Source organism: Streptomyces sp. NPDC098781 (assembly GCF_044759995.1).
Lineage (GTDB): Bacteria > Actinomycetota > Actinomycetes > Streptomycetales > Streptomycetaceae > Streptomyces.
On sequence record NZ_JBIWAK010000007.1, the window covers coordinates 60,661 to 84,231 of the forward strand.

Here is a 23,571-nt window from a genome sequence, read left to right on the forward strand (position 1 = left end):
CCCTGGACGCGGGCTGGGCTGACGGTACGTCAGACAGCCTCGGGTGACCAGAGAGGGAACCGGACGCGGGTGAACTCACGCCCGAATCCGACCGGGGGTGACTTGTCCGCCCACCTCCGCGTTGCCCTGGTATGCCCCACACCTACTACGGGACCGGGCCCCAGCGCCGCGTGTTCGTTCCCCGTCCCACAGGAACGCTTCAGCCGCCGGCACCCCCGCAGCAGCCGGATCCGCCGATCTACCGCGATCTGATGCGGATGTGGGCCGACCGGGGCCGCACCTTGCCGGGGCGCCACGACCCGGAGTGGATCCGGCTCGCGGCGCCGCAGGTCAAGCACGGCCAGTTCAGCGTCCCTCGGGACCCGCTAGGTGACGGGCGATGACCATCCGCTGGATCTGGTTGGTGCCCTCGACGATCTGGAGGACCTTGGCCTCGCGCATATAGCGCTCGGCCGGGAAGTCGGCGGTGTAGCCGTATCCGCCGAGGACCTGGACGGCGTCGGTGGTGACCTTCATCGCCGTGTCGGTGCAGTGCAGCTTGGCCATCGCCGCCTGCTTGGCGAAGGGGCGGCCCGCGTCGCGCAGCCGGGCCGCCGCGAGGTACAGCGCACGGCCCGCCTCGATCTGGGTGGCCATGTCGGCGAGCATGAAGCGCAGGCCCTGGAAGTCGGCGATCGGCTTGCCGAACTGCCGTCGCTCGGTCGCGTAGGTCACCGCCTCGTCCAGCGCGGCCTGGGCCACGCCGATCGCGCAGGCGGCGATGCCGAGCCGCCCCGAGTCGAGCGCGGACAGGGCGATGGCGAAGCCCTGGCCCTCCTCACCGAGCCGCCGGTCGTCGCCGACCCGGACGCCGTCGAGGTGGACCTGGGCCGTGGGCGATCCCTTCATGCCCATCTTCTTCTCGGGCGCCGCCGCGCTCAGGCCGGCCGCGTCCCCGGGCACCAGGAACGCGGTGATCCCGCGCGGGCCGTCCTCGCCGGTGCGGGCCATGACGGTGTAGAAGTCGGCGATGCCGCCGTGGGTGATCCAGGCCTTGTTGCCGGTGATGACCCAGTCGTCGCCGTCGCGGACGGCCTTGGTCCGCAGGGAGGCCGCGTCGGAGCCGGACGCCGGCTCGGAGAGGCAGTACGCGCCGAGCAGTCCGCCGCCGAGCATCGCGGGCAGGTGCTCGACCTGCTGCTGCTTGCTGCCGTAGGTGGCGAGGGCGTACGAGGCGAGGGTGTGGACGCTGACACCGAGGCCGACCGTGAGGCGGGCCGCCGCGAGCTCTTCGAGGACCTGGAGGTAGACCTCGTACGGCTGGTCGCCGCCGCCGTACTCGGCGTCGTAGGGCAGGCCGAGCAGTCCGGATTCGGAGAGCAGGGTGAAGACCTCGCGCGGGAAGCGTCCGGCGTCCTCCTCCTCGGCCGCATTCGGGGCGATCTCGCGCTGCGCGATGTCGCGGACGAGCGAGAGCAGATCCCGGGCCTCGTCCGTGGGCAGTTGACGGTCCACCGGCTGCGGGGCGCGGTCGGGCATGGCGACGATCCTCCCTGTCGGGCACGTCGGCGGTCGTTCGCCTTGGGTGGGGCGGCTCCGCCAGATCTCACTGGTGCCGGGCCGATGCTCGCATTCCCGGGTCTCGGAAGCTGCTGACCAGCGGCTGTGCGCTGTGAGTATGCCCGATCGGAGGCATCCAGTCACCAGTTAACGACCGCTCACTCCAAGAAGTGTCCGACATGTTGTCCATGGCGCCGAAATTGGTCCGAACCATTGACGTACTGGTCTAGTCCTCCTACGGTGACGGATCAACGCATCAGCGCGTTCATGCCAATCGGAGCATGCTCCCCTCTCCCCCACGAGGAGACACCCGATGCACCTCTCGCACCGCCCCCGCATCCGGCTGCGGGCACTCGTTTCCGCCGCGTGCGCGGCCGTCCTCGGCGCCGGACTGCTCGCCGGCGCGGGCACCGCCACCGCCGAACCCGCCTCCGCACCGAAGCTGGCCGCCGGCTCCAAGGTCGTCGGCTACTTCACCGAATGGGGCACCTACGACCGCAAGTACTACGTCAAGAACATCGAGACCTCGGGCTCGGCGGCCAAGCTGACCCACATCAACTACGCCTTCGGCAACGTCACCGGCGGCAAGTGCGCGATGGGCGACTCCTACGCCGCGACCGAACGCACCTACACCGCAGCCGAGTCGGTGGACGGCGTCGCCGACACCTGGGACCAGCCGCTGCGCGGCACCTTCAACCAGCTGCGCGAGCTGAAGAAGAAGCACCCCGGCCTGAAGGTCCTCTATTCCTTCGGCGGCTGGACCTGGTCGAGCGGCTTCGGCGAGGCGTCGCGCAACCCGGCCGCGTTCGCCCAGTCCTGCTACGACCTGGTCGAGAACTCCAAGTGGAAGGACGTCTTCGACGGCATCGACATCGACTGGGAGTACCCGAACGCCTGCGGCGCCACCTGTGACACCAGCGGTCGCGAGGCCTACAAGAACCTGATGTCCGCGGTGCGCGCCAAGTTCGGCTCCGGCAATCTGGTCACCGCCGCGATCACCGCCGACGCGACCAGCGGCGGCAAGATCGACGCGGCGAACTACGCGGGCGCCGCCCAGTACGTCGACTGGTACAACCCGATGACGTACGACTTCTTCGGCGCCTGGGACGCGACCGGTCCGACGGCTCCGCACTCGGCGCTGAACTCCTACTCCGGCATCCCGAAGGCGAACTTCCACACCTCGGCGACCATCGCCAAGCTCAAGGGCCTCGGCATCCCCTCGGCCAAGCTGCTGCTCGGCATCGGCTTCTACGGCCGCGGCTGGACCGGCGTCACCCAGGCGGCGCCCGGCGGTACGGCGACCGGCGCGGCCGCCGGCACCTATGAGGCGGGCATCGAGGACTACAAGGTCCTCAAGTCCAAGTGCCCGGCGACCGGGACGGTGGGCGGTACCGCGTACGCCAAGTGCGGGAGCAATTGGTGGAGTTACGACACCCCGGCGACCATCGGCACCAAGATGACGTACAAGAACCAGCAGGGGCTGGGCGGGACGTTCTTCTGGGAGCTGAGCGGGGACACGGCCAACGGTGAGCTGATCAAGTCCATCAACTGACCGGTCCCACGGGGGGCTTGGGGCGGAGGGCCACGAGACCTCCGCCCCATGCGCGTGCCGTCAGTCGCCCCGGCGGGCCGGCTGCGGGGCCCGGTAGGAGGGGTCGAGCTCCTCGATGGAGCGCATGGCACCGCCGAGCATCTTCACCAGCAGCTCGCGCATGGTGTCACGGGGCAGTTCGGGGCGGTCTATCCAGTCCAGGGTGGCGCCCTCGACACTGCACACCCAGGCGAGCAGACCCATCCGGGCCAGCGGGGCGATGTCGGTACGGCCGTACGCGCCCTCGGCGATGGTCGCGACGATGGCCTCGCGCACGCCGTCCCGGATGGCGTGCACCTCGGCGTCGAAGCCGACTCCGCCGCTGACGATGGTGCGGTAGGACGCCTGGTTGTGCTCGGCGTAGCGCAGATAGCTGTCGATGGTGCGGTGGACCCGGTCCACCGGCTTCAGTTCGAGTCCGCTCGCCGCGTAGGAGACCAGGTCGACGACGGAGTCCTGGATGATCGCCAGGTAGTAGCCGCGCTTTGACTGGAAGTAGTAGTAGATGAGCCCCTTGGCGACATGGGCCTGCCTGGCGATGTCGTCCATGGAGAGGGCGTCGTACGACGTGTCCGCGAACAACTTCCGCCCGATGGCGATGAGTTCGGCACGACGCGCCACAGAACGCTCGGTGCCGCGGGCCCGGGGACGGGCCGCGTCGCGCTGCTGACTGATATTCAATTTCGACCCTGTTGTTCAACGGGCGGCGGGACATCGGCAGTATGGCAGACCTTCACCCACTGCTCGTTCGAGTGTGATCGACTCTGAAACGTTCGCCAGCCGTCGGGTCGGTAAATGTTCGATCAAAGCGCCCCGTGTGCGTCAGCTCACAGCAGACCGAGCTGGGCCACCAGCATCGCGACGACCACGACAAGGGTCCAGCCCATGATGTGCTCGGCGATCTTCGGGCCGTCTTCCCTGGGGCCGCCCGTCCGGACACGGGCGGCCGCGGTGGTGTGCGTGGTCATATGCCCACCCTGCCACCGGGACGTGCCTTTGCGGCCGAGACGTTCCTCACGTGACCCCGGCTCAGCGCACCCCCACCGCCGCGAGCGCGGCCCGCTGGCTCGGGGTGGGATCAGCGGGGAAGTAGAGGTAGCAGACGCCGCCGGTGCCGGAGACGACCTTGCCGCTCGCGTTGTACCGCTTGGTCCGCAGCCAGATGTTCTCCCACTCGCGCCGCTGGTAGACGCGCCGCACCGCCTCGTTGCTCGGTGAGTTCGGGTCGTTGGCGATCACGTCGCCGTCGGCGGTGAACCCTATGACCGTCATCAGATGACCGGCGGTGCCGTACCCGGCCCCGGTGAGCTCCGCCTCCAGGAAGGACTGGGACGTTATGGCCGGGATGCCGGCCGCGATCAGTGTCTCCAGGTCGGTGAGCGAGCCGAGGCGGGTGACGACTCCCTGGAGGCCGTCGAAGGTGGCCGCGTAGGCGGCGTTGAACGGCCAGTTCCCGCAGCCGTCGTACTGGTGGTCGAAGGTGAACCGGGCCGCGTGGCAGACCTGCGGGTCGGCGAAGGAGGGGTCGACCCAGGCCAGCTGCTCGGGGGTGAGCCGGCCGCCCCAGTACTCGACGATCATCTGCGAGGAGGTGGGGCTGCACCAGGCTTCGCCGCCGTTGTCGTACTCGGGGTACTGGCCGACGTGGATCTCCTGCGAGTAGCGCGGGACCGCGAGCTCCTGGGCGAGGCCGGGGGTGGAGGCCGGGACGGTGAAGCGGTCGGGGACGTCGGAGCCCATCGCCCCGACCCGCCAGACCTGCGGGGTGCTCTGCGTGCCGGGCGTGCGGTAGAGGGTCAGCCGCAGCCGGTACGAGGCGAGCCGCAGCCCGCTCGCCGGGTCGTCGATGGCGAAGGTGTCCGTCCAGACGCTGCTCCTGCCGTCGCTCTGGTCGTCGACCGAGGTCCGCCGGATGTCCTGGTCGCCGGCCGCCCAGCGGCCCATCACGTACCAGGGGGTCTCGGTGCCGTCGGAGTAGATCCCCGACAGTTCGATCTGGAGCCAGGTGCCGGCCGGGGTGTGGGCGTTCCAGGAGGCGATCACCTCGGTCGCGGGGACGCCGAGCCGGTGGACGGGGGAGGTCCAGGTCGCGTACTCCCAGCGGGCGGTGCGGCCGGTGTGCGGGTCCGTGTAGTCGGTGGTGCCCGCGGGTGTGCCGATCACGATGCCGGGGCGGGTGCCCGCGACGGCGGTGGTGCCGTCGGCGATGCCGCAGCGCCAGTCGGCGTACGTCGTCCAGGCGCGGTTGTCGACAGTCCGCGCCGGGGTGTCGGCGGGGGCGTCGGCGGCGGCGGGGCCCGCGCCACCGGCGACGGCCGCGGCGACCGCGGCGGCGAGGACGGTTCTGCGGGACGGCTGTTCGGCTCTGCTCATGGGCGGAAGACCCCCAGGTGTCCGAGTCGGGCGGATCCTGTGCACGGCTGTCCGCCAACTATGGCCCCAGGTGTCACTGTCGGCCAGCACTTCGGTTCCTGGCGCGCCCAAGAACATTGGTGTCGACCACTGGAGTGAGAGGGGGCGTCAGCGGCCCCGGTGCCCACCGCCTCGACGGCGTGCACCGGGGCCACTGACGACGCGTCGGACCAGGTGCGTCAGACCAGGTCCATCGCCGCGACCTCGTCCGGACGGCCGTAACTCACCGGGCCGTGGAAGCGGCGGCGGGCCGTGGTGAACCACCACACCGTGGCCACGGTCAGGACGACGGCCAGGGCGACCGGCGCGTAGTTGAACGAGGTGGCGGTGACCGGCGAGGCCTGCGGCAGCATGAACAGGACACTGCTGAGCAGGATCCAGCTCACCGCGACGATCCCGACCGGCCTGCCCCAGCGGCCCAGATGCCAGGGCCCCGGCTGGAACTCGTCGCCGAGCCGCAGGCGCAGCAGGATCGGGACGGCGTAGGCGAGGAAGAGCCCCACGACGTTGACGCTGACGATGGCCGTGAACGCCGTGTGCGACCACCAGCCGGGCACCACCAGCGTCAGCGAGCAGCCGACCGCCAGCCAGACCGCCTTGACGGGGGTGCGGGTGCGCGGCGAGACCGAGTGCCACCAGCGCGACCCGGGCATCGCGCCGTCCCGGGAGAAGGCGAAGATCTGCCGGGTGTTGCTGGTGAGGTTGGCGAGACCACAGAAGAGCATCGCGCCGATCACGATCAGCAGCAGCGCCTTCGCACCGCCCACGCCGAGCCCGTCGATCAGGATCTGCACGGGCGGGGCGTCGGCGCTCGCCACACGGTCGTAGTCACGAATGCTGTAGACCAGTGCCAGCATCAGCAGCAGCCCGGCGATAGCCGAGTAACCGATCGCCCTGGTGATCCCCTTCGGGGCGTTGACCGTCGCCCGGACCGTTTCCTCGGACATGTGGAAGCTGCCGTCGAAGCCGGTGAAGGTCCAGCTGGTCACCAGCAGGCCGAGCATCCCGCCGTAAAGCGCGCTCGTGAAACCGGTGTTGTTCGCGAAATGCGTGACGTACGAGGCCGGCTGATGGTGATCGGGAATCACGATCAGGGCGGTCACGATGATCACGAGTCCGGTGAGCAGCCACCACACGGAGATCCGGTTCAGGACGGCGACCAGCTGCACCGTGTAGGTGTTGGCGAGCCCCTGCAACACGATGATCAGCGCGGTGATCAGCACCGTGCGGTGGCCGCTCGGCTGGTACGAGGGCCACTGGAGGACGATCAGGGCCTGGACGAAGGTGGCGGCGGCGTACCCGGTGGCGGCCGTGCCGCCCACCTGGCCGACGAAGTTCAGCCAGCCGGTGTACCAGGACCAGGCTCCCTTGTGCCGTTTGGCGAGTTTCCCGGCGGAGAAATACAGCGCGCCGCTCGTCGGATAGGCCGAGGCGACTTCCGCCATTGCTGCTCCCACGAAGAGCACCATGACCGATACGCCGATCCAGCCGAAGACGAGAATGCTCGGGCCGCCCGCGTTCAGACCGAACCCGAAGCCCGAGAAAATTCCCGAGATGATGTTGATGATGGTGAATGAGATGGCGAAATTGTCGAATGCCTGAAAGCGCCGTGTGAGTTTTCTCGGATAACCCATCGCGTGCAGCGTGGCGTCGTCGTCCAGTGCGCTCGGATCCGCTCCCCCGCGTGCTCGGGCACGCGGCGCGGATAACCGTTGTGACACGGGCCGGACCTCTCTCTCGGTGGGGGGTTGTGGTGCGTCAGGCGGCCGGTACGGGCAGCCCGCAGGCGCGCCGCGCCCGGGACAGCTGCTCGGCCGGGTCGCCGAAGACGGACCAGGGCATGCGCGAGGCGTAGGGCCCCATCGCCGTGAAGACGGTGTGCGCCTGCGGCTCGCACCCGGCCATGACCAGGGCATGTGCGAGATAGGCCAGGTCGAGGACGGGAGTGAAGGGGTAGCCGGCCACCGTGGGCAGCCAGTGGTGGTGGATCGACAGCGCGGTCGAGCGCCACTGCGGCTGCTCCCAGACCCGGTCGGCGAGCAGCTGGGTGGGGTCGTAGCACTCGACCAGGGCGACAAGCGGGAGCAGGCGCAGCGGCGAGTCGGCGGGGGCACGCTGGCCGAGGAAGGCGGCGACGTCCCAGGCGGCGGTGACGGAGCCGCCGTACCGGGGGAAGAAGCAGGCCAGAAAGCGATGATGGGCCTCGCGGTGCCACGGGTCGAACGAGAGGACGTGGACGAACAGGCGCCACGGCCCGGCCGATGCGGTGAGCAGCCCGCGCGGGGCCTGGTCGCTCAGCCGGTGCAGCCGGGCCATGGCCAGTTTGGCCACCCACGGCGTCGGGTCGGCGGGGTCCGCCGCGGTGGCACGCTCGCAGGCGGCCAGCGCTATCCGCTCCAGCGCCTCGGTCCGCGGGTCGCGTGCGTCGGCCGCGCGCAGCGCCCGCAGCACGGCCACCCGCGCCCACATCAGGGCCGCCTCCGGGCCGGGTTCCTCGGCCTGCCAGCGCTCGACGAGGTCGGAGTCGGCGGCCTCCGAGGCGAGCACGAGGGAGCGGTGGGCCCTGCGTTCGACGTCACCGCGGGTTTCGGCCAGGGCGTCGCGGGCGCTCAGCCAACGCCCGGCCCGGACATCGACGCATACGCTCGCCAGCACACGGTCGTCGGCCGCCGGATGCCAGAGATACTGCCCTTCGAATAAGCCCGCGGCCATGTGTCCCAGCCCATCCCCGTTACGTCACCTCACAGTTGCGCACCAGCACCTTACTCAGCGTGGGCCTCAACCGGAACGTGGATTTCACTGGCGTGGCCGGAGTTTTTCGGCGGCATTGCGACGAGCCGCGGGCAGTTCGAGCGGAGAACCGCCGGCCCGCCCCAGCGGACAACCTTCGGCTAGTTCAAAGCGACACCTTTTCCGTCTCGCTCTCATCCCCATCCCCGTCCCGCCGCGCCACCCGCTTTCGCCCGCTACTAGAATGTTCCAACGAAATATGCCCACCGCCCCGGCCCACTTCAGGAAAAACGATTCACGACCTCGCCTCCCGGCTCCGCCGGCTCCCCCCGTCCTGCGGACCGGTCCGTCTGATCGGCGTCGACGGACACGCCGGCTCCGGAAAGTCCACGTTCGCCGGGCAGTTGGCCCGGGCGCTGGGCGACGCCCCGGTGCTGCGCCTCGACGACATCGCCAGCCATGACGAACTCTTCGCGTGGACGGAGCGGCTGCGGACCCAGGTCATCGAACCGCTCGCACACGGCCGCACCGCCCGCTACACCCCCTACGACTGGCGGGCCCGCGACTTCGGACCGCCCCTCGCACTGCCGCCCGCCCCGGTGATGATCGTCGAGGGCGTCGGCGCCGGCCGCCGTGCGCTGCGATCCCATCTCGCCCGACTGCTGTGGATGGAGTTGCCGCGCGAGGAGTCCTGGGCCCGGGGCCGCTCACGGGACGGGGAGGAGCAGCGGGAGTTCTGGGACGGGTGGGTCAGGGCGGAGCGAGAACACTTCGCCGGCGACCCTTCCCGGCCCTTCGCCGACCTTCTGGTTCGGCAGTGCGGCAAGGGATATGAGGTGGTTCCCGGGCCTGCCGGGACAGTTGGACCGGACCAGTCCATCACACACGGTGACGACCCATCGGCAATGTGCTGAACTTGTGAAGAGCCTTGTCGGGCAAGTTCCCGGAGTGCCTCAACTCGGCTTGACCCGGGGGCCGTACAGGACTTACGTTCTGAATGTGCGGTCATTCGAGACCGCCCCAGGACGCGAAGCCCCCGGTTGTTCCCCCGTGATCGGGGGCTTCGTTCTGCCCGCACTTCTCTTTTCGGGCGCCGAGCGGCGTGATTTGCTCACCCTCGGTCACCGCCCGAACTCCCCCTGATCTGCTCCCACCTCGCCAATGGGCCGGTGCGGCACCCTGGGGCGGGCCATGCCCTCGCAGGTACGATGCCCTCGGTGCGACCTACGGACCGCCGCTCTGCGCACCGCTGCAACTCCGGTCCGCGGTACGGCGGTTCGACCGAGCTGATCACGGCGGCCGACGTGCGGGCGGCCGGCCAACCGACGGGGGCACGGTTTGTGGGGGACGTGATGGACTTCGGCACGCAGGGCCCCGAGGCCCCGGCCGACCTCGCCTGGCTGCGAGGTGTGGATGCCTACACGATGGGGGCGTATCCGCAGGCGGAGGAGGAGTTCCGCACCGCGGTACGGATCGATCCGGGGATGGCCGACGGCTGGCTCGGACTGCACGCGCTGCGCGTGGACACGACGACCGCGCTGCTGCGGATGTTCCGGCACCGGGACCGCTTCGGGGAACAGCGCACCCGGCACCGGCGGACCCTGAACTCCTGGTACTGGCTGGGCTGGTGGGTGCAGCCGGTGCTGGAGAGCCCGCGCGATCTGCTGCTCGCCCACGCCTCGCACTGGCTGGACGGCCGGCACGTCCCCGAGCTGGACCGGGCGCTGGCCGGGCTGCCACCCGTGGACACCGACCACCAGGTCCGCTTCCTGCACGCCTGCCGCGCCTATCTGGTCAAGGACTGGGAGCAGCTCGTACGGCACACCGATCCGCTGCTCGACGACGCGCTGCTCGGTATCGAGGCCGGCCTGTTCGGCGGCATGGCGCGGGTACGGCTGGAAATGTACGGCCAGGCCGAACCCCTGCTGTCGGCCGCGCTGATGCGGTGCCGCAGCGAGCAGCCACAGCGCAAGGAGCTGCGGTACTGGCTGGCCCGGGCGCACGAGGGCACCGGCCGCTCCGCCGCCGCCCTCCCGCTCTACCGCGCGGTGCACCGCGTCGACCCCGCCTTCATGGACACCTCGGCCCGGCTCGCGGCCATCGCCGAAGGCGACGGCTACGACGACCCCAACGACCTCGCGGCGATCACGCTCACCGGGTTCGGCGGGGACCTGGCCGACGGCCCCGACGGGCTCGACCCGCTCTTCGGTACCGAGGGGCGGGACCTGAAGTTGTCCGACCCCGATCTGCCGCCGACAGGGCCGCTGCCGTCGGTGGTGGATCCGGCGGTGCGCGAGAAGACGGCCGTGTCGTCGCAGCCGCTGCCGGCCGGGCCGACGGACCCCCGGTTACTCGAGGAGGCGCTCGCCGAGCTCGAGCGCATGGTGGGGCTCGAACCCGTCAAGCGCCAGGTCAAGGCGCTGTCCGCCCAGTTGAACATGGCCCGGCTGCGAGCGGGGCAGGGGCTGCCGGTGCAGCCGCCGAAACGGCACTTCGTCTTCTCCGGCCCCTCCGGTACCGGCAAGACCACGGTGGCCCGCATCCTGGGCCGCGTCTTCTACGCCCTCGGGCTGCTCGGCGGCGACCATCTCGTGGAGGCCCAGCGCGCCGACCTGGTCGGCGAGTATCTGGGCCAGACGGCCGTGAAGGCCAATGAGCTCATCGACTCCGCGCTCGGCGGGGTCCTGTTCGTGGACGAGGCGTACTCCCTCTCCAACACCGGCTACGGCAAGGGCGACGCGTACGGCGACGAGGCCCTTCAGGTGCTGCTGAAGCGGGCCGAGGACAACCGGGACCACCTGGTGGTGATCCTCGCCGGCTACCCCGAGGGCATGGACCGCCTGCTGGCGGCGAACCCCGGCCTCTCCTCGCGCTTCACGACCCGCGTCGACTTCCCCTCGTACCGCCCCCTCGAACTGACCTCGATCGGCGAGGTGCTCGCCGCCGAGAACGGGGACGCGTGGGACGAGGAGGCACTGGAGGAGCTGCGTTCCATCGCCGGCCACGTGGTCGACCAGGGCTGGATCGACGAGCTGGGCAACGGCCGGTTCCTGCGAACGCTGTACGAGAAGAGCTGCGCGTACCGGGATCTTCGGTTGACGACCTATCCCGGGGCGCTGACAAGGGACGACTTGTCGACACTCCGGCTCCCGGACCTGATGCAGGCGTACGGCGAGGTGCTGTCGGGACGGGCCCCGCAGGATCCGTCGGCGATGTAGGGGGCGACGGAGTGGGTGAAAAGCGGCCCGCGCAGGACCGCGCCGTCACTCACCCGCCGACAGCCCGGCGCCGCCCAGGACCCCCGGTCCCAGGCGGCGCCGGCCCTCAGCTCGCCAGTACCTCCTCGGGCTCCCCGCTGCTCACCCGCGGTGCCGTGACCCGTACCTCCGGGAGTTCCCGGTGTGCCGGGTCGCGTACCTCGCCCACCAGTAGCTCCAGTACGTCCTCCAGGGCGACCAGGCCCAGGACCTTGCCGGACGCGTCGGCGACCTGGGCCAGGTGGGTCGCGGCGCGGCGCATCACCGTGAGGGCGTCGTCCAGGGGGAGTTCCGAACGCAGGGTCGTCATCGGGTGCCAGACGTGCTGCGGCACGGCTCGTTCCGATTCCTCCAGGTCCAGTACGTCCTTGACGTGCAGATAGCCCATGAAGGCGCCGTTGTCCGCCGCGACCGGGAAGCGGGAGTACCCGGTGCGGGCGGTGAGCGCGACGATCTGGCCGGGGGTGACCGACGGGCTGACCGTCACGAGGGACTCGCGGCCCAGGAGCACGTCCGTCACCGGGCGCGAGCCCAGCTCCAGGGCGTCCTCCAGACGCTCCTGCTCCTCCGGGTCGAGCAGACCGGCCTGGCCGGAGTCCTCCACGAGCCGGTTGAGCTGCTCGCTGGTGAACACCGCCTCGACCTCGTCCTTGGGCTCGACGCCGAACAGCCTGAGGATGGCCCGGGCGACTGCGCCGAGGGCCACGGTGATCGGCTTGCAGAACCGGGCGAAGTAGACCAGCCCGGGGCTGAGCCACAGCGCGACCTTCTCCGGCGCAGCCATCGCCAGGTTCTTCGGCAGCATCTCGCCGATGACCAGGTGGAAGAAGACGACGGCCGCGAGCGCGATGACGTAGGTGAGCGGGTGGATCACGCCGTCCGGCAGATGGATCCACTCGAACACCGGCTCCAGGAGATGCGCCACCGTCGGCTCGGCGACCGCGCCCAGCGTCAGCGAGCACACGGTGATGCCGAACTGGGCCGCCGCCATCATCTGCGGCAGCCGCTCCAGGCCGTACAGGACCTGGCGGGACCGTGCCGTGCCCAGCGGCTCGATCTGGCTGCGGCGGACCGAGACGAGAGCGAACTCGGCACCGACGAAGAATCCGTTGGCCAGCACCAGCAGCGCGGCGAAGACGAGTTGGAGCACGCTCATCGGGCGACCTCCACCACGGCCCCGGTCCGCACCAGCCGTACACGCTCGGCGCGGTAGTGGCCGACCCGGCGCACCGACAGCCGCCAGCCCGGCAGCTCCGCCCGGTCACCGACGGCCGGAATGCGTCCGAGCAGGTCCGCCACGAGTCCGGCGACGGTCTCGTACGGCCCCTCGGGCACGTCGAGTCCTATGCGCTGGAGGATGTCGACCCGGCAGCTGCCGTCGGCGTCCCAGGTGGGCCTGCCGTCCTCCGGCGGGGCGGCGGCGAGTTCGGGCAGATCCAGCCCGTCGTGCTCGTCGCGGACCTCGCCGACGAGCTCCTCGACGATGTCCTCCAGCGTCACCACGCCGGCCGTACCGCCGTACTCGTCGACGACGACGGCGATGGGCTGCTCGCTGCGCAGCTGGGCGAGGAGGGGCTGGACCGGCAGGGTCTCGGGGACGAGCAGCGCCGGACGGGCGATACGGCCGACCGGGGTGCGCAGACGATCACTCGAACGGATCGCCAGGGCGTCCTTCAGATGGACCATGCCGACGATCTCGTCGATCCGCTCCCGGTAGACCGGGAAACGGGACAGACCGGTGGCACGGGTCAGGTTGACCACGTCCTCGGCCGTCGCCGACGACTGGAGTGCGCTGACCTTGACCCGCGGGGTCATCACATGCTGCGCGGTCAGCTCGGCGAGCGACAGGGTCCGTACGAACAGGTCCGCGGTGTCCTGTTCCAGGGCGCCTGCCTGGGCGGAGTGCCGGGCCAGGGAGACGAGTTCGCCGGGGGTGCGGGCGGAGGCCAGCTCCTCGGCGGGCTCGATGCCGAGCGACCGGACGAGACGGTTGGCGACGGCGTTCAGCCCGGCGATCACCGGGCGGAACAGCCGGGCGAACGCGTGCTGCGGGCCGGCGACGAAACGCGCGACCTGCATCGGCCGGGACACCGCCCAGTTCTTGGGCACGAGTTCGCCGATCACCATCTGCACGGCCGAGGCCAGCAGCATGCCGACGACCACGGCGACACCGGACACCGCGCCCTCGGGGACACCGATCGCGGTGAAGGGGCCGCCCAGCAGCTCCGCGAGCGCCGGCTCGGCGAGCATGCCGACGACGAGGGAGGTGATGGTGATGCCGAGCTGGGTGCCGGAGAGCTGGAAGGACAGTTCCTTGAGCGACTCGACGACCCGGTGGGCCCTTCGGTCGCCCTCCGCGGCGGCCTTCTCGGCGTCCGTCGCCTCGACCGTGACCAGGCCGAACTCGGCGGCCACGAAGAAGCCGTTGGCGAGAATCAGGAGGAACGCGGCTGCCAGGAGCAGCAAGGGGATGCTCATGATGCGGCCGCCCCGGTATGTCGGGAGGGGGCGGCGCAGGTACTACAGGACGATCCGTCCATCGCTGGAGGGAATCACTCCTCGGGTAGTCGGGGGCCTCTGAGGGCCATGCGGAACATCAGAGGCGGAGGCGTCACGAAAACGCCTCCGCCAACAGATTAATCAAGACATCGCGGTTTACGGCAGGGCGAGCGGTACCGAGTCAGCCCTCATGGCCCTCGGGCTCCCTGATGCCATGGGCCTCGGCGAGCGCCCGCAGGGCACGCGCGTCGGCGATGGCCCGCTGCTTGGCGATGCCCGGCTGGATGCCGAGCGCGGGCAGGCTGGTGCCGTCGCTGAGGTTGAGGAACACCCAGGGGTCACCCGGTCGGAGGTTCACCTGGAGGATCTCGGGCCATGCCAGCCGGCGCCTGGTGGCGATGTTCACCACAGTGACGCCGGCCTCGTCGGCGACGACCTTGACCCGCGCCAGCATGGCCAGCACGCCGAACATGAGGGCGCCGGTGACGATGAAGCTGAGGCGCTCCCCCGGGCCGAGCTTGTCCAGCAGCAGTGCGACGGCCGTGATGACCACGAAGATCGCGACGCCGGCGGTGAGCAGGACCGCCCGGGTGCGGCCCGGCCGGAAGGTGACGGGAAGAGCGGGAAGTTCGGACATCTCGGTGCTCTCAGAGGCGGCAGGCGTGGATGGCCGTGGTCAGGATGGCCCGGGCGCCGATGTCGTACAGGTCGTCCATGATCCGCTGGGCCTCCTTCGCCGGCACCATGGCTCGGACGGCGACCCAGCCTTCGTTGTGCAGCGGGGAGACGGTCGGGGACTCCAGACCGGGCGTCAGGGCGACGGCCTTCTCCAGCTGCTCGACCCGGCAGTCGTAGTCCATCATCACGTACGTCCGGGCCACGAGGACGCCCTGGAGGCGGCGCAGGAACTGCTGCACCTTGGAGTCCTCGGCGTCCGCGCCGACCCGGCGGATGACGACGGCCTCGGACTTCATGATCGGCTCGCCGACGACCTCCAGTCCGGCGTTGCGCAGCGAGGTGCCGGTCTCCACGACGTCCGCGATGACCTGGGCGACACCGAGCTGGATGGCGGTCTCGACGGCCCCGTCGAGGTGGACGACGGAGGCGTCGATGCCGTGGTCGGCGAGGTGCTTGGCGACGATGCCCTCGTAGGAGGTGGCGACCGTCTTGCCCTTCAGGTCCGCCAGGTCGTCGCCGACGGTGCCCGGCTTGGTGGCGAAGCGGAAGGTGGAGCGGGCGAAGCCGAGCGGCAGGATCTCCTCGGCGTCGGCGGCGGAGTCGATCAGCAGGTCGCGGCCGGTGATGCCGATGTCGAGCTGGCCGGAGGCGACGTAGATGGCGATGTCGCGGGGGCGGAGGTAGAAGAACTCGACGTCGTTCTCCGGGTCGACGATCCGCAGTTCCTTGGACTCGCGCCGCTGCTGGTAGCCGGCCTCATGCAGCATGTCCGCCGCAGGGCCGGACAGGGAACCCTTGTTGGGGACGGCGATGCGCAGCATGAGGTCGGCTTCCTTCGTTCGCTCTTACGGGGTGTGCTGGGTTGCTGGTGCTCAGAGGTGGGCGTACACGTCGTCCAGGGAGATGCCGCGGGCGACCATCATCACCTGGACGTGGTACAGCAGCTGCGAGATCTCCTCGGCGGCGGCTTCCTTGCCCTCGTACTCGGCGGCCATCCAGACCTCGGCGGCCTCCTCGACGACCTTCTTGCCGATGGCGTGGACGCCCTTCTCGACGAGTTCGGCGGTACGGGAGGTGGCGGGATCGCCGGTGGCGGCCTTGTGCTGGAGCTCGGTGAAGAGCTCCTCGAACGTCTTCTTGGACATGGTGACGCTCAGCCTATGCCACATACGCCTTTCGTCAGCGCCAGGGTTCGGATACTGAGCGGAGGGTCGCCGCCGTGGCCACGGCGGCCGTCACCGCCTCGTGCCCCTTGTCCTCGTGGGAGCCCTCGATGCCGGCCCGGTCCAGGGCCTGCTCCTCGGTGTCGCAGGTCAGCACGCCGAAGCCGACGGGGACGCCGGTCTCGACGGAGACCTGGGTCAGGCCCTGGGTCACGCCCTGGCACACGTACTCGAAGTGCGGGGTGCCACCGCGGATGACGACGCCGAGGGCCACGATCGCGTCGTAGCCACGGCCCGCGAGGACCTTCGCGACCACCGGGAGTTCCCAGCTGCCGGGGACCCTCAGCAGGGTCGGCTCGTCGATCCCCAGGTCGTGCAGGGCGCGCAGCGCGCCGTCCACCAGTCCGTCCATCACCTTCTCGTGCCACTGTGCCGCGATGACCGCGACCCGCAGGTCGCCCACATTGCGTACGGACAGCTCCGGTGCGCCCTTGCCGCTCACGTTCTTGCGTCTCCTCGGTGTGCTGTTACTGGTTGGTGCAGGTGGACAGGGGGGCCGGCGCCTCGGGGGCCGGGTCCAGCCAGGGCAGGTCGTGGCCCATCCGGTCCCGCTTGGTGCGCAGGTACGTCAGATTGTGCTCGCCGGCCTGTACGGGCATCGGTTCCCGTTCGGTGACCTTCAGACCGTGGGCGAGGAGCGCGTCGGTCTTGTCGGGGTTGTTGGTCAGCAGGCGCACGCTGCGCACGCCCAGGTCGGACAGGATCCGCGCGCCGACACCGTAGTCGCGGGCGTCGGCGGGCAGGCCCAGTTCGAGGTTGGCGTCGAGGGTGTCGCGGCCGCGCTCCTGGAGTTCGTAGGCGCGCAGCTTCGACATCAGGCCGATGCCCCGGCCCTCGTGTCCGCGCAGGTAGACGACGACTCCGCGGCCCTCGGCCTGGATGCGCTCCAGCGACGACTCCAGCTGGGGGCCGCAGTCGCAGCGCAGCGAGTGGAAGACGTCGCCGGTGAGGCACTCGGAGTGGACGCGGACGACGACGTCCTCGCCGTCGCCGATCTCGCCGTGGACGAGGGCGACGTGCTCGACTCCGTCGACGGTCGAGCGGTAGCCGTACGCCGTGAAGACGCCGTGGGCGGTGGGCAGCTGGACCTCGGCCTCGCGGCGGACGACGGGCTCGGCCCGGAGGTCCTCCTTCCGGACCGTGCGCTGCTCGACCGGCGCCGGCCGCTCGGCCCCGCGCCGGTAGGCGATCAGGTCCTCGATGGAGATGATCGTCAGGCCGTGCTTGCGGGCGAACGGGACCAGCTCGGGCAGCCGCAGCATCTCGCCGTCCTCGCCGGCGATCTCGACGATGGCACCGGCCGGGCGCAGCCCCGCGAGCCGGGCGAGGTCGACGGCTGCCTCGGTGTGGCCGTCGCGTACGAGGACACCGCCGGGCCTGGCGCGCAGCGGGAAGATGTGGCCCGGGCGGACCAGGTCGGACGGCTCGGCCTTGCCGCTGGCGAGCAGTTGCAGCGTGGTCGAGCGGTCGGAGGCCGAGATGCCGGTGGTCACGCCGTGCGCGGCGGAGGCGTCCACGGAGACCGTGAAGGCGGTCTTCATCGACTCGGTGTTGTCCGCGACCATCTGCGGCAGTTCCAGCCGGTCCAGCTCCGCCGGTTCCATCGGCGCGCAGATCAGGCCGCGGCACTCGCTCATCATGAAGGCGACGATCTCGGGGGTGGCGTGCTCGGCGGCGATGACGAGATCGCCCTCGTTCTCCCGGTCCTCGTCGTCGACGACCACGACCGGGCGGCCGGCCGCGATGTCGGCGATGGCCTGCTCGATCGGGTCGAGCGTGAGGTCCTCGACTTCTTCGGTGCGGTACAGGATCGGTGCCGTCGTCATGCCGGCGCTCCTTCCAGGACGGGCCGCGCGTCCCTGCGGGAGCGCAGCCACCAGTCGCGCATGCCCCACAGGACGAGTGCGCCGTAGATGACGTAGACGAAGCCGGAGAAGGCGTAGCCGTTGGCGAAGTTGAGGGGGACGCCGACCAGGTCGACGAGCAGCCAGGCGAACCAGAACTCGACCATGCCGCGTGCCTGGGCGTACATGGCGACGACCGTGCCGACGAAGATGTAGGCGTCGGGCCAGGGGTCCCAGGACAGGGTCGGGTACGCCTTGAAGAGCAGCGCCACCGCGACGGTGCCGGCGGCGGCCGCGGCGACCATCGCGCCGCGCTCGCGCCAGGTGGCGAACCGGACGCTGATGTGGCCGTCCTCGGCCTCCCCCTTGCCGCGCTGCCACTGCCACCAGCCGTACAGCGCGACGACCATGACGACCGCCTGCTTGCCCGCGCTGCCGGTGAGATGGCCGAAGAAGGCGCCGAAGAGGATCAGACCGGCCAGGAACTGCACGGGCCAGGTCCATATGGAGCGCCGCCAGCCGAGGGCGAGGGCGGCGAGGCCGAAGAGGTTGCCGATCATGTCCGACCAGAGGATGTGCTGGCCGAATAGGGTGAAGGCCTCGGAGTTCAGCGAGTTCACTGCGCCGCCGCCCCTTCCGAGGAGAGCCGGTCGCCCAGCATCCGCTCGACGTACTTGGCGATGACGTCGACCTCGAGGTTGACCGGGTCGCCGGGCTGCTTGAGGCCGAGCGTGGTCAGGGCGAGGGTGGTGGGGATCAGGCTGACGGTGAAGTGGTCGGGGCCGGCGTCGACCACGGTGAGGCTGATGCCGTCGACCGTGATGGAGCCCTTCTCGACGACGTACCGGGAGAGGTCCGCGGGGAGCGAGATCTTCACGATCTCCCAGTTGTCGGACGGCTTGCGCTCCAGCACCTCGGCGGTGCCGTCGACGTGTCCCTGCACGATGTGCCCGCCGAGGCGGGCGCCCACGGCGGTGGGGCGTTCGAGGTTGACGCGGGAGCCGGCGGTGAGGACGCCCAGGCTGGAGCGGTTCAGGGTCTCGGCCATGACGTCGGCGGTGAACTCGTCGCCCTCGTGGTCGACGACCGTGAGGCAGACACCGTTGACCGCGATCGAGTCGCCGTGCTGCGCGCCGTCGGTGACGACGGGGCCGCGCACTCGGAAGCGACAGGCGTCGTCGAGGGTCTCGACGGCGGTGATCTCGCCCAGCTCTTCGACGATTCCGGTGAACACTTCCCGGGTCCTCCTGCCACATCGGGGCACGGACTCCGGGGCCTGTCGAAGACGACAGAATGTACGAGCAGGGACACCGAGGACGACGCCGGACAGGGCTCGCCCATGGACGAACCGGTACGGCGGCGCGCACGAATGCCCGCCCGCCGCGCACTGCCTCCCATCCGGACTTTAACCGTCGGTCCAGGAATTTCACCTGGTCAACCGGTCGCTGGAGGCGACCGGGTCGCGGACTGTAACCGCCGGTTCGGACTTTCACCGACCCCGGAGTGCGCTGCTTCTGGTACAGGGCCAGTGTGCCACGCCTGATCGACGTCCATGCAGGCGAGTCCTGTGTGGTGCCTCACAGGCCGACGCGCTGGACTTCCACGACCGCCCTCGGCCGCCCAACTCCCGCATCTCGGAACGACCTTGAGATTGGTCCATACCTATTGACGCTATGGTCTAGTCCTCTCTATGGTCGGCGCAGCTGACGACGGTACGGGAACCCCCTCGCCCGCTGGGAACTCTTCGAGTGAGCCAGGGGCACGCAGACGGCCCGGCGGCGGTGACGACGGCCCTTGCCCGCCGCCGGGTCCCCCAATCCCGCGTCCGGCGGCCCGGTCCCCCAAGGTGGTCATGATGGGGGCGCCGCGGACCTGTTCCGGCAGGGGTACTCGGTCCCGGCCCGCGAGGAGCGCGCCGATCCGGAGCGCCCGCGTCCGAAGGGGCTGACCAGCATGACCACGATCCTGGTGACCGGCGGCACCGGCACACTCGGCCGGCTCGTCACGGAGCGGCTGCGCACGGGCGGGCACGAGGTACGGGTGCTCAGCCGGCACGCCCAGCCGTATGCGGTCGATCTGCGCAAGGGCGGCCCTGGTCTGGACGCCGCCTTGGCGGGCGTGGAGACGGTCGTGCACTGCGCCAGCTCGCCGAGCGGCGGTGACGAGCAGGCGGCGGGGCGTCTGATCGCGGCCGCGCGCAGGGCGGGCGTACGGCATCTGGTCTACATCTCCATCGTCGGCGTCGACCGCGTGCCGCTCGGCTACTACAAGGCCAAGCTCGCCGTCGAAGGGCTCGTCGAGGAGTCGGGCCTGGGCTGGACGGTACTGCGGGCGACCCAGTTCCATGACCTGGTCGTCCAGGTGTTGGGGACGATGGCGAAGCTGCCGGTCATGCTGCTGCCGGCCGGTGCGAAGGACCAGCCCGTCGAGGTGGCGGAGGTCGCGGACCGGCTCGCCGAACTGGCCGTGGCGGCCCCGGCCGGACGGGTCGAGGACATGGGCGGCCCGGAGGTGCGGACCTTCGACTCGCTAGCGCGCGCCTACCTCAAGGCGACCGGCCGCAGGCGGCCCGTGCTGCACGTGCCACTGCGCGGCAAGACGTACCGGGCCTTCCGCGCGGGCGGGCATCTGGCCCCGGAGCACGCGGTCGGCAAGGGGACGTTCGAGGAGTACCTGACTCGCCGGCGGGCCGGCAGCAGCTGACGGGGCGGGGCGGCGCCGAGGCCGCCGTACGCCCCGGCGATCAGTGGTCCGCCGGTGCGAACAGCTCGTCCTGCGCGGCGTCGCGGGCGGTGAGCAGTGCCCCGCGCAGGACCGCGCCGCCACCCAGGCCGCTCGGCCGAACCACCGTGGCCAGCGGCGACATCCGCCGGATCCGCTCCTCCACCCGCGCGGCCAGCACCTCGCCACCGGCCTGCCCGACCTCGCCGCCGAGCACCACGCAACCGGGGTCGAGGACGGCGACCACGGAGGCGACGCCGATGGCGAGGCGGTCGGCGAGGGCGTCGAGGAAATGGTCGGCGGCGGAGCCGTGTGCCGCTTCGGTCCGGGCCCGTCGGACAACGCCCGCCGCGACCGGCTCGCGCACCTCCCGGGTCCCCGCGGTCAGTCCGTGCGCCGCCGCCAGCTCCACGATCGCCGCCGAGCCCGCGAGCGAATGGAAGCCGCCCTCGCAGTCCACCGCCGACGGCAGCCCGGCCGTGCCCGGCACGGGCAGGAAGCCGATCTCGCCGGTCCCGCCGGAGGCACCGCGACGCAGGGCGCCGTCGAGGACCACGGCCGCACCCGTGCCGTGGCCCAGCCACAGCAGGACGAAGGTGTCCCGGTCCTGGGCCACGCCGTCGCGCTGTTCGGCCAGGGCGGCGAGGTTGGTCTCGTTCTCGACGCTGACACGGGCCTCGGGGAGCCGTTCCTGAAGGGTCGCGACCAGGCGGCGATGCCATTCCGGCAGGCCGGTCGAGTCGCGCAGCTCGCCGCTCGCCGGGTCGATCAGGCCCGGGGCTCCTATGCCCACCGTGTGCAGCCGGTCGGCGCCCGCCTCCTTGACGACCCGTTCCACCAGCCCCACCGCCTGCTCCACGGCGGGCCCCGTCCCGTTGTCGCCGCGGATCGGCACCGACGCCGCGGCGAGCACCGCCCCGACCAGGTCGGACACGACCACCGAGACGCCCTCGGTACGGACGTCCAGCGCGGCGAGGTGGGCGCGGTCGGCGACGATGCCGTACAGCTTGGCGTTGGGTCCCCGGCGCTGCTCGCCGGCCTCGCCGACGACCGCTATCAGGCCGGCGTCCGTGAGGCGCTCGACCAGGTCGGCGACGGTGGGCCTGGACAGTCCGGTCAGCTGCTTCAACTGCCCCGCCGTCAACGGGCCCTCCTGCTGGAGCAGGCGCAGGGCGAGCCGGTCGTTGATGGCCCGGGCGGTGCTCGGGGATGCGGGCATGCCGGGATCCTTCCAGATCGGCGGGGCCGTGCGGCGGGACGGCCCGGAAGGCACTCTATCTATCAGGCAGGGTTCCTGATAGTTTACGGCCGACCCGAGCACAGAGCGAGGACCGGGAGGGGTCGCACAATGGGTGGGATGGTCTACGACCTGCGCGAGGTCAGGCGGGCCCGGTATGCCGTGGCCGCCGTGTTCGCCGTGCACGGCGCCGTCACCGGCTCCTTCGCGACGCGCGTGCCGTGGATTCAGGACCATGCCGGGGTCAGCGCCGGCCAGTTGGGGCTCGCGCTCGCCTTCCCGGCGCTCGGCGCGTCGGTGGCGATGCCGCTGGCCGGCAGCATCACCCACCGCTTCGGCGCCCGGAACGCGCTGCGCGGGCTGATCGCGATGTGGACGCTCGCCCTGATCCTGCCCTCCCTCGCCCCGAATCTGCTGACCCTGTGTCTGGCCCTGTTCGTGTACGGCGCCACGGCGGGCATGTCGGACGTGGCGATGAACGCGCTCGGCGTCGAGGTCGAGACGCGGCTGGGCCGGTCGATCATGTCGGGTCTGCACGGCATGTGGAGCGCGGGCGCCCTGATCGGCTCGGCGGCCGGCACGCTCGCCGCGCACCTGGGGGCCGACGCCCGGGTGCACCACGCGCTCGCGGCCGCTGCCCTCACCGTGCTCGGCCTGGTGGCCTGCCAGTGGGTGCTCGACCTCCAGCCGGCCGAGGACGAGGAGCCGCCGCCGCGGTTCGCGCTGCCGCCCAGGTCGGCGTTGCTCATCGGCGCGGTCGGGTTCTGCGCGGTCTTCGCGGAGGGCGCGAGCCTGGACTGGTCGGCGGTGTATCTGCGGGACCAGCTGAACACCTCGGCCGGCCTCGCGGCCGCCTGCACCACCGGGTTCACGCTCACCATGGCGGTGGCCCGAATCGCCGGTGACAAGGTGGTGGACCGCTACGGTGCCGTGCGCACGGTCCGGTCCGGCGGTTTCCTCGCCACGCTCGGCGGGCTGCTCATCGTCGTGACGGACTCGCCGGCCGTGGCGATGACCGGGTTCGCGCTGCTGGGTCTGGGCATCGCGGTGGTCGTACCGCTGTGCTTCGCCGCGGCGGGCCGCAGCGGCCCCAACCCCTCCCTCGCCATAGCGGGTGTCGCGACGATCACCTACACCTCGGGGCTGGTCGCCCCCAGCGCGATCGGCGGGCTCGCCCAGGTCACCAGCCTGGTGGTGTCCTTCTGCCTGGTCACCGTGCTGGCCTCCGGGCTCGCCGTCTTCGCGGGCGTGCTGCGCGCCGGCGACCGGGACCGCCCGAAGGTCAGCCGGCCGGACGCAGCAGTTCCCGACCCGCGGCCCTGAAGCCCTCGCTCCACGGCGCCGGGCGCAGCGTCCCGGCGTCCAGCCGTACCAGGACCCGGGCGCCGTGGGCGTAGGTCACCGCGCCGTCGGCCGAGCAGAACCGGAAGCCGTAGGTCAGACCGGTGGTGCCGAGCCGCTCCAGCCAGAGGTGGACGGCGTAGCCGCCGGGGCTGGTGACCGGGGCCTCGTAGCTGATGCGCAGTTCCTTGACCGCGTTGCAGGCGTCGCCGGCCGCCACCCAGTCGCCCTCGAAGCGGAAGCCGTGCTCCTGCCACAACTCGGCCCAGGCCCGCTCGACCATCAGCGGGTAGCGGGCGTTGTGCAGCAGCCCGAGGGCGTCCAGGTCGTCGAAGTGAACGGTGACGGGGACGAGCCGGCCGTAGGACAGGGCGGGCGCGAGGGGGGCTTCGGCGGTCACGTGCGGGCTCCTGGGACGTACGAGTGGACTGGTCCCATTCTAAGCGGTCGCTCAGTATGTTCGACCCGGGGTGGGTCGGCGCCATCTGCGACGTACCTG

Annotated in this window: 22 protein-coding genes and 1 riboswitch; of the genes, 5 read left to right on the forward strand and 17 right to left on the reverse strand. The window is 70.9% G+C overall.

The genetic code is table 11. The annotated features are described in order from the left end of the window. Positions 1-345: 345 nt before the first annotated feature. Complete coding sequence (locus tag ACIQWG_RS27265; protein WP_404100478.1) at positions 346-1,518, reverse strand: acyl-CoA dehydrogenase family protein; 1,173 nt, start codon at positions 1,516-1,518, stop codon at positions 346-348. A 334-nt stretch (positions 1,519-1,852) separates the two neighbouring features. Here ACIQWG_RS27265 and ACIQWG_RS27270 point away from each other — a divergent pair, with 334 nt between their 5' ends. Further along, complete coding sequence (locus ACIQWG_RS27270) at positions 1,853-3,091, forward strand: glycoside hydrolase family 18 protein (protein WP_404100480.1); 1,239 nt, start codon at positions 1,853-1,855, stop codon at positions 3,089-3,091. Positions 3,092-3,151: 60 nt separating this feature from the next. On the opposite strand, the gene ACIQWG_RS27275 is transcribed toward ACIQWG_RS27270, so the two are convergent. The 5 genes from ACIQWG_RS27275 to ACIQWG_RS27295 all read right to left on the reverse strand — a co-directional run bounded on the left by ACIQWG_RS27275 (position 3,152) and on the right by ACIQWG_RS27295 (position 8,254). Next, complete coding sequence (locus tag ACIQWG_RS27275) at positions 3,152-3,811, reverse strand: TetR/AcrR family transcriptional regulator (protein WP_404100482.1); 660 nt, start codon at positions 3,809-3,811, stop codon at positions 3,152-3,154. A 146-nt stretch (positions 3,812-3,957) separates the two neighbouring features. Beyond that, on the reverse strand, positions 3,958-4,098 hold the full coding sequence (locus ACIQWG_RS27280; RefSeq protein ID WP_404100484.1) for an SCO1431 family membrane protein: 141 nt from the start codon (positions 4,096-4,098) through the stop codon (positions 3,958-3,960). Positions 4,099-4,159: 61 nt separating this feature from the next. Further along, positions 4,160-5,503, reverse strand: coding sequence for a peptidase C39 family protein (locus ACIQWG_RS27285; protein ID WP_404100486.1), 1,344 nt, complete (start codon positions 5,501-5,503; stop codon positions 4,160-4,162). 218 nt (positions 5,504-5,721) lie between these two features. Further along, positions 5,722-7,263, reverse strand: a complete 1,542-nt coding sequence (locus tag ACIQWG_RS27290; RefSeq protein ID WP_404100488.1) for an amino acid permease — start codon at positions 7,261-7,263, stop codon at positions 5,722-5,724. 37 nt (positions 7,264-7,300) lie between these two features. Then, entirely contained in the window at positions 7,301-8,254 is a 954-nt protein-coding gene (locus ACIQWG_RS27295) for a hypothetical protein (protein ID WP_404100490.1), read from the reverse strand. 311 nt (positions 8,255-8,565) lie between these two features. Between ACIQWG_RS27295 and ACIQWG_RS27300 the strand changes: the two genes are divergently transcribed. Both ACIQWG_RS27300 and ACIQWG_RS27305 read left to right on the forward strand, forming a co-directional pair. Continuing rightward, a complete protein-coding gene (locus tag ACIQWG_RS27300) occupies positions 8,566-9,186 on the forward strand; it encodes a uridine kinase (protein WP_404101137.1) in 621 nt (206 codons plus the stop codon). A gap of 438 nt (positions 9,187-9,624) precedes the next feature. Further along, on the forward strand, positions 9,625-11,490 hold the full coding sequence (locus ACIQWG_RS27305) for an AAA family ATPase (RefSeq protein WP_404101138.1): 1,866 nt from the start codon (positions 9,625-9,627) through the stop codon (positions 11,488-11,490). A 106-nt stretch (positions 11,491-11,596) separates the two neighbouring features. Here the strand turns inward: ACIQWG_RS27305 and ACIQWG_RS27310 are convergent, their stop codons facing one another. The 9 genes from ACIQWG_RS27310 to ACIQWG_RS27350 all read right to left on the reverse strand — a co-directional run bounded on the left by ACIQWG_RS27310 (position 11,597) and on the right by ACIQWG_RS27350 (position 19,007). Beyond that, on the reverse strand, positions 11,597-12,685 hold the full coding sequence (locus tag ACIQWG_RS27310; protein ID WP_404100492.1) for a hemolysin family protein: 1,089 nt from the start codon (positions 12,683-12,685) through the stop codon (positions 11,597-11,599). Continuing rightward, entirely contained in the window at positions 12,682-14,007 is a 1,326-nt protein-coding gene (locus ACIQWG_RS27315; RefSeq protein ID WP_404100494.1) for a hemolysin family protein, read from the reverse strand. The genes ACIQWG_RS27310 and ACIQWG_RS27315 overlap by 4 nt, the downstream gene beginning before the upstream one ends. A 202-nt stretch (positions 14,008-14,209) precedes the next feature. Next, positions 14,210-14,665: a PH domain-containing protein gene (locus ACIQWG_RS27320; protein WP_404100496.1), complete on the reverse strand. Its 456-nt coding sequence runs from the start codon at positions 14,663-14,665 to the stop codon at positions 14,210-14,212. Between the two features lie 10 nt (positions 14,666-14,675). Continuing rightward, on the reverse strand, positions 14,676-15,527 hold the full coding sequence (gene hisG, locus ACIQWG_RS27325) for an ATP phosphoribosyltransferase (protein WP_404100498.1): 852 nt from the start codon (positions 15,525-15,527) through the stop codon (positions 14,676-14,678). Between the two features lie 51 nt (positions 15,528-15,578). Then, entirely contained in the window at positions 15,579-15,851 is a 273-nt protein-coding gene (locus ACIQWG_RS27330; protein WP_037701316.1) for a phosphoribosyl-ATP diphosphatase, read from the reverse strand. 34 nt (positions 15,852-15,885) lie between these two features. Then, on the reverse strand, positions 15,886-16,371 hold the full coding sequence (ribH, locus tag ACIQWG_RS27335) for a 6,7-dimethyl-8-ribityllumazine synthase (RefSeq protein WP_389343396.1): 486 nt from the start codon (positions 16,369-16,371) through the stop codon (positions 15,886-15,888). A gap of 25 nt (positions 16,372-16,396) precedes the next feature. Further along, positions 16,397-17,755, reverse strand: coding sequence for a bifunctional 3,4-dihydroxy-2-butanone-4-phosphate synthase/GTP cyclohydrolase II (locus ACIQWG_RS27340; protein ID WP_404100500.1), 1,359 nt, complete (start codon positions 17,753-17,755; stop codon positions 16,397-16,399). Then, a complete protein-coding gene (locus tag ACIQWG_RS27345; RefSeq protein WP_404100502.1) occupies positions 17,752-18,393 on the reverse strand; it encodes a nicotinamide riboside transporter PnuC in 642 nt (213 codons plus the stop codon). The genes ACIQWG_RS27340 and ACIQWG_RS27345 overlap by 4 nt, the downstream gene beginning before the upstream one ends. Continuing rightward, positions 18,390-19,007, reverse strand: a complete 618-nt coding sequence (locus ACIQWG_RS27350) for a riboflavin synthase (RefSeq protein WP_404100504.1) — start codon at positions 19,005-19,007, stop codon at positions 18,390-18,392. Before ACIQWG_RS27350 ends, ACIQWG_RS27345 begins: the two co-directional genes overlap by 4 nt. A 146-nt stretch (positions 19,008-19,153) precedes the next feature. Further along, a riboswitch (FMN riboswitch) is annotated at positions 19,154-19,284 on the reverse strand. A 442-nt stretch (positions 19,285-19,726) separates the two neighbouring features. On the opposite strand from ACIQWG_RS27350, the gene ACIQWG_RS27355 reads away from it, so the two are divergent. After that, positions 19,727-20,476, forward strand: coding sequence for an SDR family oxidoreductase (locus ACIQWG_RS27355; RefSeq protein ID WP_404100506.1), 750 nt, complete (start codon positions 19,727-19,729; stop codon positions 20,474-20,476). 40 nt (positions 20,477-20,516) lie between these two features. Here the strand turns inward: ACIQWG_RS27355 and ACIQWG_RS27360 are convergent, their stop codons facing one another. Further along, complete coding sequence (locus tag ACIQWG_RS27360) at positions 20,517-21,713, reverse strand: ROK family transcriptional regulator (RefSeq protein ID WP_404100508.1); 1,197 nt, start codon at positions 21,711-21,713, stop codon at positions 20,517-20,519. A gap of 138 nt (positions 21,714-21,851) precedes the next feature. On the opposite strand from ACIQWG_RS27360, the gene ACIQWG_RS27365 reads away from it, so the two are divergent. Continuing rightward, on the forward strand, positions 21,852-23,054 hold the full coding sequence (locus ACIQWG_RS27365; protein WP_404100510.1) for an MFS transporter: 1,203 nt from the start codon (positions 21,852-21,854) through the stop codon (positions 23,052-23,054). On the opposite strand, the gene ACIQWG_RS27370 is transcribed toward ACIQWG_RS27365, so the two are convergent. Then, entirely contained in the window at positions 23,014-23,472 is a 459-nt protein-coding gene (locus ACIQWG_RS27370; RefSeq protein ID WP_404100512.1) for an acyl-CoA thioesterase, read from the reverse strand. The genes ACIQWG_RS27365 and ACIQWG_RS27370 overlap by 41 nt on opposite strands. Positions 23,473-23,571 lie beyond the last annotated feature (99 nt).